The following is a 10,763-nucleotide window of genomic DNA, read 5'->3' on the forward strand; positions in this document are numbered from 1 at the left end:
TTAGAATGTAAGTATAGGCATTCCTGAGCAGGGGAATCCCTGGAAGCCTTACCTGGGACCGTCTGAGCACGAACTTTTGACAAACAAAATGAGCAAAATCGCTGACAATATCGAGTCGACTCCCCATAGCGATCTGGCTAAGGGAGACGAACATTCCGTGAAGACTGGACGCATCCTGGTTGCCATCGCCACATACAACGAGATCGAGAACTTGCCGATCCTTGTGGAACGACTCGTGGACACTTTGCCGGAAGCCGATTTGCTGGTCATCGATGATGGCTCGCCTGACGGAACCGGCCAGTGGTGCGAGGAACATGCCAAGATGAACGTGCGAATGCACTGTCTTCATCGAAAGGGAAAGCCTGGCCTGGGTTCGGCAATCATCGCCGCAATGCAGTATGCCATCGACAATAACTACGATGTTATGGTCAATCTGGATGCTGATCTGAGCCATCCTCCTGAGAAGATCCCCGAACTGCTCGAAGCATGGCGTCTCGCCGATTCCGATAGTACGGTCGCGATTGGCTCGCGATATATCCACGGTGGTGGCATCAGCGGTTGGCCTTTGAAGCGTCATTTCATGAGCCGCGCGATCAACATGTATACGCGGTGGTTATTGTGGTTACCCATGGCCGACTGCAGTGGCAGTTTTCGGGCCTACCCTGTGAACCTTCTACGAAAGATCGACTTCGACTCGTTTCTGAGTTACGGATACTCCTTCTTTGAGGAAGTGCTCTACCATTTGAAAGAGCAAGGAGCATCGTTTGTTGAAGTTCCATTCCAGTTTGTCGAGCGTCAGTACGGTAGCTCCAAGATCAATATGCGGAAGGCGATCGTCGCGGTCTGGACGATCTTCCGCTTGGGATTGAAAGCCTGGAATCCCTTTTAGAACGCCAGCCGGAAACGTTGTCAGGGGCAAAGCCACGGACATGATATGCGGCATGGTGCGAAGAGACCAATAATTTGACCCTGCCGTGCCGCTAAAAAAGGGGGGGGCGCCATCGACAACCATTCTCTAGTGGTTTGTGAATTCTCACGGGTTTATGATGGAGCGTGAATTACTTCCCTGCCCCCTCATCGTCGAAAGGACCCCAATCGATGTCCTCTGTACGTACCCTTCTACTTTCAACTGCCGTCGGACTGCTAATACTATCAGGCGCTCAGGCAGCGGAATCTTTTCATGTCAAAGTAGCCGCCCAGGGTGACGCCAAGCGGGCCCTGCCGCTACAAGTCGATGTGACTGTTCCGAAGAACTTTGCCGATGTCGCGTTGGTCGAACTTACTTCCAGCGATGGAGACACGCTTTTCGGGCAACTAACCGCGCCGGGCTTAGGCAACCCCGCATCTGATCCGCTGGCCCGCGAACTGCATCTTATATTGCCAAAAACGATGGTAGGACCGCAGCGCGAGTTCGCTGTTTCGATTTTGGAAGACCAAGAGTCGCTGACCGAGTTTCGTTTCCAAGATGAGTCCGGCAAACACGAAGATCTGTTATTTGGCGATCGCCCCGTTCTTCGTTACATGTACGAAGGGGTGGATACCAGTACGGAAGATCGCCGCAAGGAAACGATGAAGGTCTACCATCACGTCTTCGACCCTCAGGGAGAGCATCTTCTAACGAAGGGACCAGGTGGCTTGTTTCAGCACCACCGAGGCATCTTCTACGGCTTCAACCGCATCAGCTACGAGCAAGACGGCAAGAAAATGTCTGCCGATGTATGGCATTGCCACAAGAAGGAAAGCCAGACCCACGAAGCATTTGTTCGTGAAGAAGTTGGCCCGGTCGTCGCCCGTCAACTATTAGAGATCGATTGGAATGGGCAGGACGGCAAGACGTTCGCAACCGAATTTCGCCAAATGACCGTCTATCATGTCGATGGAGCTCAGGTAATCGATTTCGCTTCTGAGCTAACCTCTAAGGTCGACAACCTGAAAGTCGATGGCGATCCGCAACACGCTGGGTTCCAATACCGAGCAACGCAGCACGTGCCGGATAAGACCGCCAAGCAAACTTACTACGTGCGGCCAGATGGCAAAGGAGAGCCCGGCAAGTTTCGTAACTGGCCAGGAAGCAAAGATCATATCGACCTTGAATTCAATGCGCTAAGTTTCGTTGCGTTCGATCAACGCTATACCTGTTGCTATCTGGATTCTCCAGAGAATCCGAAACCAGCTCGTTTCAGCGAACGAGACTATGGCCGATTCGGATCTTACTTCGCAACCGAGATCCCTCAAAAAGACCCTCTGCAGTTGAATTACCGAATCTGGCTTCAGCCCGGCGAGATGGATGTTGCCGAAGTCAAACAGCTTCGCGATGACTTCGTTGACCCACCAAAAGTTACCGTTGAAGCCGGGTAATTTGCCGAAAGAGGGGGAGTGAGCATTCGTTGACACCTCGGGTACCCGTACCTAAAATCGCGTGTTCACCCCAACGGAAAATACTCCATCATTAGTAACCCTTTTAGGATGTGCTGTTCATGTCGGATGGTAAAACCGGGCAAATTGACAACGTGATGCACGAATCGCGGCTCTTTCCCCCTAGTGAAGAGTTCGCGTCGAAGGCCCGGGTCAAGTCGGTCGAAGAATACCAGCAGAAGTGGGAAGAGGCCAAATCGGACTTACCTGCATTCTGGGATAAGTTCGCCAAGGAAGAACTTCACTGGTTCGAGCCTTACAACGAAGTCTTGCAGTGGAAATGTCCCGACGCCAAGTGGTTCGTCGGTGGCAAGACCAACGTTAGTTACAACTGCTTGGATCGCCACTTAGGCACTCCGACCGAGGACAAGATCGCCATCTTGTGGGAAGGCGAGCCTGGCGATCAGCGCACGCTGACCTACAAGGAACTGCATGCCGAGGTTTGTAAGTTCGCCAGCGTACTGAAGAGCCTTGGCGTCGAGGAAGGGGATCGCGTTTCGCTTTATATGCCGATGGTCCCTGAACTGGCGATCGCGATGCTCGCGTGTGCCCGGATTGGTGCCATTCACTCCGTGATCTTCGCTGGTTTCTCGGCCGAATCCATTGCGGACCGCAACAACGATGCTCAGGCCAAGGTTATCGTCACTGCCGACGCAGGCTGGCGACGCGGCAAGGAATTGCCACTCAAAGCGATCGTCGACGAAGCCCTCGAAAAATCGGAAACGATTGAAAAGTGCGTCGTATTGAAGCGAGTTGGCAACGATATCGAGATGAAATCAGATCGGGATGTCTGGTACCACGACTTGATGGATGCCGCCTCGGCTGACTTCCCTGCGACTCCATTGGACAGCGAAACTCCACTGTTCATCCTGTATACAAGTGGATCGACCGGAAAACCGAAAGGAATTCTGCACACAACCGCTGGGTATAACCTCTTTGCTAAGAAGACCTTTGAGTGGGTCTTTGATCATCGCGACGATGACGTCTACTGGTGTACTGCCGACTGCGGTTGGATCACCGGACACAGCTACGTGGTATATGGGCCGTTCTCGGCCGGTGCCACATGCGTAATGTACGAGGGCGCCCCAAACTACCCTGATGAAGGGCGGTTCTGGGAGATCGTCGAGAAGTACAAGGTGACCATTCTTTACACCGCTCCGACGGCCATTCGAGCATTCATCAAATGGGGTGATCAGTGGGTCGATAAGCACGATCTATCTAGCTTGAGGTTGCTAGGTACCGTCGGCGAAGGCATCAACCCGGAAGCCTGGATGTGGTATCACAAGAAGATCGGCGGCGAAAAATGTCCGATCGTCGATACCTGGTGGCAGACCGAGACCGGCGGCATCATGATGTCTCCACTTCCCGGAGCGATTGCGACCAAGCCTGGCAGTTGTACCCGACCGCTTTTCGGTGTTGTGCCTGGCGTCTACGACGATTCCCTCGACGAAGTCGGAACCAACCATGGCGGAATGCTTACTATTACCGAGCCATGGCCAGGTATGCTGCGTGGCGTTTGGGGTGACGAAGAACGTTTCAAGGAAACTTATTGGTCCAAAGTCCCCGGCAAGTATTTGGCAGGCGACAATGCCCGGTGCGATGAAGACGGTTACTATTGGATCATGGGCCGAATTGACGACGTCATCAACGTCGCTGGTCACCGCCTGAGTACCATTGAGGTCGAAAGTGCCTTGGTATCACATCCGCTTGTTGCCGAAGCCGCTGTGGTGGGGCGCCCGCATGAGGTGAAAGGGGAAGCGATTGCTGCCTTCGTGACACTCAAGGGGGCAAATGACCCGGAAGAGGCACGAGATATTCTGAAGAAGCACGTCCGAAAGGAAATCGGTGCGTTGGCTGTTCCTGACGATATCCGTTTCACGGCGACTTTGCCCAAAACCCGAAGTGGAAAGATCATGCGTCGCCTGTTACGCGACATCGCTTCCGGCAAAGAAGATGTGGGTGATACTACGACACTCGAAGATTACTCGGTGTTAGCTAAGCTTCGCGAAGAAGAGTAACGCTGGTCACTTCAACTTGGAAATCCCCAAAGCTCGGTGCAACCCACCGAGCTTTTTTATGCTCTCATCAACTTGTCGCATGAGAACGATTGTCTGCTGGACCGCTTTTATCATGTGACGATAGTGGGCAATTTCTTCCTTGGTCAGAACCATTCCTCGACGGTCCTTCAGCCACTTTCGTAAGATTTGATGACTGCCGATATGAAACAGCCAGGCATCAGTATCCACCTGCGCAAGAGGAGTCTCACGGTCGATCCATACCAAGCCATCTCGGTGCTTGGGATGTCCTGGTGCGATGGGAGTTTCTAAAAGTTCGATCGTGTCCGATTCGAGTGTTTCACGAAACAAATGCAGCGAGATAAGTTGTTCTCCCAATTCCGATAGCTGCAATAAGACCTCTCTTTTAGGGGGCAGAAACACGCGGGGAAATTCAATTTGCAGGTTCGCAGCAAATTGGGTGCGATACTCGCCGCTGTGGAAGAGAGCATAGGCGAATGCCATAAGTGACCGAGCCGAAACATCTGACAAGTGAGCTGGAAGGAGGTCGCGATTTATATTCTCTTTTCCGCGAAATGTGAGCGGCAAGAGAGTTTCGTTGCCTCGATTATCACTTCGAAGGAGGCCATCGACGGCCAGGCAATCGGCGACCAAGAAGAAGTTGCAAGGGCGATCAGGAGGCATTTGGCGACGAACGACTAATCCGAATGCTTCCTTAACTCGCATTTGGCCCATGACTTCACCACGCGGCCAATCGACCATACCAGGAGACCAATAGATCCAACGGCGATCCAGCGGACGATAGGCACACGGTTCGATTCGATCTTCCCAGTTGGCGTCGGTGCGAAGTAAATCCCGAGCAGAGGGTAATTTCCAGCCACGGGTGTCCCCGGGAGGATACCGACTGCTTCGTGGGCGAGGGAAAAACTTGGCCCGCAGCTCGTCGTCAGAGACTTGCGTATCACGCAATTCCTGAATTCGGTTCAAAAGTCTCTCGCGAGACGTATCAATGACGAGAGCGTCCCGCGCAGTGACAATGGTAGAAGTCCCTTGAGGGAATAAGTCGGTGATCATGATTCCACTGGAATACTCACCAGACGCGTGAAATGATCGCGGTGTCAGAAAGTAATGAGGGGGCGTTGGAATAATATCTTGGTCGACCAGTTGCTCCCAAGGTGCGTCAACGAGTTCCTTCAACTTCGATACCCGAGGCCCCCAGCGTTCTCCGTATCGAACCGTTTGTGGCTTTTCAGCCGAGGGTGACTTCGAGAAAAGCGTTAAGGCGACACCCTGGCCGATGTCAAAGACACTTTCATCGCGTGCGAGCCGAGCTGTTGTACCTCGTTTTTTTGAGTTGCCATTCAGATCGAGCAGATCAATGACATCGAACTGGTCAAGCAATTGAAAGCGAAGGCCGCGAAAGGTAACGTTGTCTAAAAAACCATGATTAACGACAAAACCAATCACGCCAACCTTGGAACGCTCTAAATGCCACTGCGCAACACGCAGGAATTTGACGTAGTCGTCATGCAGCCAAAGTTTCTTCTCTTGAAGTGGGCAACCATCGACCTCGAAATAGCTGCGAAGTTCCGTGGTTTCCGGTGTCTGTCCACGGAGCAGCCGCCTAATCCATTCGCCCGTGTTGGTCGAGGCAGCCGAATAGGGAGGATTTCCTAGAACTACCGTCGCTGGTGAACCAAGTTCACTATGAACATCCGCTTCCAAGGCGTTTCCGCAGTAGATCGAGATAGGGGCGATATCCTGCGGAAGGATGCCATGATCTTCGAGAAACGGCACAAGTAGCTTTTGAAATTGCTCGATCGCATCCGGCATGATTTCAATGGCATGCAGTCTCCCAGGCAGGTCTTCTGCAACGTACTTTTGCCACCGAGCGTTGCCCTGCTGTGGGTTCCGCGCCACCGAGAGAATGTTTGTGTGGATCTGCTTCAACACGGCAATCAGGAAAACGCCAGTTCCAGAAGCAGGCTCTAAGATTTTTACAAAGGATTGCTGCGGATCGATTTCAGAGGGCAGTTCGATCTTAAAACGCCTGCAAATCGAATCCCATGTTGATGTGTCCGCCAGGCCATCTTGCAGTAAGAAGTCGCGTTTCAAGCAAGAGTCGATTTGGAAGACAACTCTTTGAGCAACTTGCCATGGCGTATAAAAGACTCCCCGATCGCGTCGCTGTTGAGGAAAGCCCTTGGCAAGCTCGGCCTCGAATTGATAGGCAGATGGCCCGATGCTCACGGGGGATGCACCTTCCTTGGTGAGATGGACGGTTAGAGCTCGTAGTCTTCGGAGTCTATGCGGAGAAATCCTTCGTCACCGACAAAGTTGTCTCCTTCCCCCTGCTTGATAATCAGTAGCCCATCCCCCTCCGAACCATGCACATCATAGACGATGTAATCAGGCGTGCCGAACTCCTCAGCAACTTCATGGCTTACCTCTGTATTGATCCAAGCCGAGTGAATCTCCCCAAGATGTTCCAGTATGACCGGATTCTCACCATACTTTTCTTGAATCTGAGAAGTGGCTTGGGTGTTAACACCGAAATAGACCAAGCCACCACATACAAGACAGCTGACGAGGATCAAACCCGATACGGCCGCGATCGCGAGAACAAGGGGAGATGCAGCCCCTTTTCGGGAAGCAGCGCGATAAGCGGGAGAGGTAGAAAATGGTGCTGACAAAGGTTAGGCCTGGTTAGCAGTGGAGCAGGATGAAGGTCGTAAGTTTACCATTGGGAAAGGGCACTAAAAAAGCCCCGCTTTTGCAAGCGGGGCTTTGAAATGTAAATGAATCCGGCGATACCTACTTTCGCACTGGTGGGCACTATCATCGGCTGGGTGTGCTTAACTGCTGTGTTCGGAATGGGAACAGGTGTTTCCACAACCATATGGTCACCGGAAGGAGCTTCGTGAGACGTGAAGGCCTCACGAAGCTCAATTTGGTTTGGTAGAGGTGTTTGCGTATTTGCAACACGTTCGATATTTCGAGAATCTTGTGAATCGTCACTTGTTATTCAAGTCTGCTCAAACGAGTGAGCGTTGAATATAAGTGGTCAAGCTTTCGTCCGTTAGTACCAGTTAGCTGAACTCATTACTGAGCTTACACATCTGGCCTATCAACCTGGTAGTCTTCCAGGGGACTCTCGTACTAAGTACTTACGAAACCTAATCTTGGAGCGGGCTTCACGCTTAGATGCTTTCAGCGTTTATCCTTTCCGTTCATAGCTATCCAGCCGTGCCACGGGCATGACAACTGGGACACCAGAGGAACGTCCTTCCAAATCCTCTCGTACTAAAGAAGAATCTCCTCAAGTTTCGTACGCCCACAGCAGATAGGGACCGACCTGTCTCACGACGGTCTGAACCCAGCTCACGTACCACTTTAATCGGCGAACAGCCGAACCCTTGGGAGCTTCTTCACCCCCAGGATGTGATGAGCCGACATCGAGGTGCCAAACCGCATCGCCGCTATGGACGCTCGGATGCGATAAGCCTGTTATCCCCGGAGTACCTTTTATCTGATGAGCGATAGCCCTTCCATACGGGACTACCGGATCACTATGACCTACTTTCGTATCTGTTCGACCTATGGGTCTCACAGTTAAGCACCCTTCTACCATTGCGCTCTATGCCTGATGACCGACCAGGCTGAGGGTACCTTTGCACTCCTCCGTTACTCTTTGGGAGGAGACCGCCCCAGTCAAACTGCCCAACTGACACTGTTCCTAGTCTGGATTCACAGAAATTCTAGGTTAGAGCTAAAACATATTCAGGGTGGTATTTCAAGGATGGCTCCATCTACACTGGCGTGCAAACTTCAAAGCCTCCCACCTATCCTACACAAAACATATCTCAGACCAATATCAGCCTACAGTAAAGGTTCACGGGGTCTTTCCGTCTAACTGCGGGAACGTGGCATCTTCACCACGACTACAATTTCACCGGGTCGGTGGTTGAGACAGTGCTCCAGTCATTACGCCTTTCATGCAGGTCGGAACTTACCCGACAAGGAACTTCGCTACCTTAGGACCGTCATAGTTACGGCCGCCGTTTACCGGGGCTTCGGTCGAGAGCTTGCACCCGCTTCCTTAACCTACCGGCACCGGGCAGGCGTCAGACCCTATACATCCTCTTGCGAGTTAGCAGGGTCCTGTGTTTTTGATAAACAGTTGCCAGAGCCGATTTACTGTGACCCCCAGCAGCGTAAACCGCCAGGGGCACCCCTTATCGCGAACTTACGGGGCCATTTTGCAGAGTTCCTTAACCACCGTTCTCCCGAGCGCCTTGGTCTACTCGACCCGCCTACCTGTGTCAGTTTTAGTACGGTTACAGTTGCTTCAACCTTTAGAAGCTTTTCTTGGACGTCCCGCTGATGATTACCTCCGAAGAGTCAGCGCTCTAACTTGGCTTATGAGGACGGATTTTCCTATTCCTCACCTTGCTAGAGCCCACGGACTGTTCCACCAGTCCGATCACCTTTGAAACGCCGTCCCTCCATCAGTCCACAACCGTAGCGCAGGAATGTTGACCTGCTGTCCATCGTCTACGCTTTTCAGCCTCGACTAAGGGACCGGCTAACCCTGGGCGGAATTGCCTTCCCCAGGAAACCTTAGGCTTTCGGCGAACAGGATTCTCACCTGTTTTATCGTTACTCATTCCGGCATAATCACCCGATCGCCCCAACACCGCTCCTTACGGTACGGCTCGTATCTGACGATCGGCGCTCTCCTACCATTCTTTCGAATCCGCTGCTTCGGTGAAATGCTTACTCCCGTTCATTATCGGCGCAGAATTGCTCGACCAGTAAGCTGTTACGCACTTTTTAAATGGTGGCTGCTTCTAAGCCAACATCCTGGTTGTCTCGGCAATTCAACTTCCTTAGTGACTGAGCATCTCTTGGGGACCTTAGCAGACGGTCTGGGTTGTTTCCCTCTCGACCGCGAAGCTTATCCCTCGCGGACTGACTCCTGAGATAATCACACCGGTATTCGGAGTTTGGTCCGACAGGGTACCCCGGGAAGGGCCCCAAATCGATTCAGTCTCTCTACCCCCAGTGTGTAGTGGCTCAAGGCTAGCCCAAAAGCTATTTCGGAGAGAACGAGATATCTCCAGGTTTGATTAGACTTTCACTCCTCCCCACAAGTCATCCCCTCAGTTTTCAACCTAAGTGGGTTCGGTCCTCCACGCGGTATAACCCGCGCTTCAACCTGCTCATGGGTAGATCACCTGGTTTCGCGTCTACCACCTACGACTAACGCCCTATTAAGACTCGGTTTCCCTCTGGCTACAGCCCGTAAGGCCTTAACCTGCCGCAGACGGTAACTCGCCGGATCATTATGCAAAAGGCACGCCGTCACCCATAAATCGGGCTCCGACCGCTTGTAGGCACATGGTTTCAGGTTCACATACCTCCCCTTGTCGGGGTTCTTCTCATCTTTCACTCGCGCTACTGAGTTCACTATCGGTCATCAGAGAGTATTTAGCCTTACGGGATGGGCCCCGCCGATTCAATCCAGGTTTCACGTGACTGGACCTACTCAGGTACCTCTCGGAAGACTACACAACTTTCGCCTACGGGACTGTCACCCTCTATGGTTGACCTTTCCATGTCATATCGGCTAGTCGGCAGTTTTGTAACTTCCATATGAGAGGCCCTACAACCCCCTGAGGAAAATCCTCAAGGTTTGGGCTATTCCGCGTTCGCTCGCCGCTACTGACGGAATCGATTTTTCTTTCTTCTCCTCTAGGTACTTAGATGTTTCAGTTCCCTAGGTTGAACAGGAATCCCGGGATCAACGTTCGTTTGACAACTCCCCCAGGCTTATCGCAGTCTTCCACGCCATGTCTTCTGATGCCAAGACATCCCCCATGTGCCCTTAATAGCTTGACCACAAATATTCAAAGCTCGCTTAGGGTTAGCACACCCATACAAACTTGAATAATCAAACTATTTCGGACTACCTATAATTGTGACTGACTTGTCTAAGAGCCAGCCACAGGATCCGATCTTGTAACGATTCACAATGCTTCGTGACATCTTCCGTTGTTTAACCCTCTCAGGTTGAACCTTGAAAGATGCCCGACAGACATCGAGATTCTCTTAAAGAACGGCTATCACTCAAATCGGCACTGCCCTGATTTCAGCAACGCTGAAAATCAAAAGCAACACTTTTTTTGTAATAACCTTAACTCTATGAAATTGCATCGTTTATGTCGCAACAAAGCTTTTATCTGAACCACGATCTGCACGAGGCAAATCGAAGTTTGATATCCACCTTGCTACGCAAAATGCCATCTACCAACCAAATTGTCAAAGATCATT

Annotated in this window: 5 protein-coding genes and 2 rRNA genes; 3 read left to right on the top strand and 4 right to left on the bottom strand. The window is 51.9% G+C overall.

What is annotated here, in order from left to right; translation table 11 throughout:
- Nucleotides 1-88 precede the first annotated feature (88 nt).
- The 3 genes from HOV93_RS07600 (at nucleotide 89) to acs (ending at nucleotide 4,433) form a co-directional block, all read left to right on the top strand.
- The gene (locus HOV93_RS07600; RefSeq protein WP_207395865.1) at nucleotides 89-889 is read left to right on the top strand and encodes a polyprenol monophosphomannose synthase; all 801 of its coding nucleotides are present in this window, start codon (nucleotides 89-91) and stop codon (nucleotides 887-889) included.
- 209 nt (nucleotides 890-1,098) lie between these two features.
- The gene (locus HOV93_RS07605; protein WP_207395866.1) at nucleotides 1,099-2,358 is read left to right on the top strand and encodes a DUF6807 family protein; all 1,260 of its coding nucleotides are present in this window, start codon (nucleotides 1,099-1,101) and stop codon (nucleotides 2,356-2,358) included.
- Between the two features lie 119 nt (nucleotides 2,359-2,477).
- On the top strand, nucleotides 2,478-4,433 hold the full coding sequence (gene acs / locus HOV93_RS07610; protein ID WP_207395867.1) for an acetate--CoA ligase: 1,956 nt from the start codon (nucleotides 2,478-2,480) through the stop codon (nucleotides 4,431-4,433).
- A 6-nt stretch (nucleotides 4,434-4,439) separates the two neighbouring features.
- Here acs and HOV93_RS26355 read toward each other — a convergent pair whose 3' ends face one another.
- From HOV93_RS26355 to HOV93_RS07630, 4 genes are all read right to left on the bottom strand, one after another.
- Entirely contained in the window at nucleotides 4,440-6,680 is a 2,241-nt protein-coding gene (locus tag HOV93_RS26355; protein ID WP_207395868.1) for a type ISP restriction/modification enzyme, read from the bottom strand.
- A gap of 32 nt (nucleotides 6,681-6,712) precedes the next feature.
- A complete protein-coding gene (locus HOV93_RS07620; RefSeq protein WP_207395869.1) occupies nucleotides 6,713-7,123 on the bottom strand; it encodes a hypothetical protein in 411 nt (136 codons plus the stop codon).
- A 109-nt stretch (nucleotides 7,124-7,232) separates the two neighbouring features.
- Nucleotides 7,233-7,341 (bottom strand): 5S ribosomal RNA (gene rrf / locus HOV93_RS07625).
- A gap of 149 nt (nucleotides 7,342-7,490) precedes the next feature.
- A 23S ribosomal RNA gene (locus HOV93_RS07630) occupies nucleotides 7,491-10,331 on the bottom strand.
- Between the last annotated feature and the right edge of the window lie 432 nt (nucleotides 10,332-10,763).

Origin of the sequence: Bremerella alba, assembly GCF_013618625.1 — a bacterium.
GTDB lineage: Bacteria > Planctomycetota > Planctomycetia > Pirellulales > Pirellulaceae > Bremerella > Bremerella alba.

Excerpts from the sequence above, each read along its gene's own strand:
- HOV93_RS07605 (WP_207395866.1), top strand. The coding sequence starts at position 1,099 with ATGTCCTCTGTACGTACCCTTCTACTTTCAACTGCCGTCGGACTGCTA.
- HOV93_RS07600 (WP_207395865.1), top strand. The coding sequence starts at position 89 with ATGAGCAAAATCGCTGACAATATCGAGTCGACTCCCCATAGCGATCTG.
- acs (WP_207395867.1), top strand. The coding sequence starts at position 2,478 with ATGTCGGATGGTAAAACCGGGCAAATTGACAACGTGATGCACGAATCG.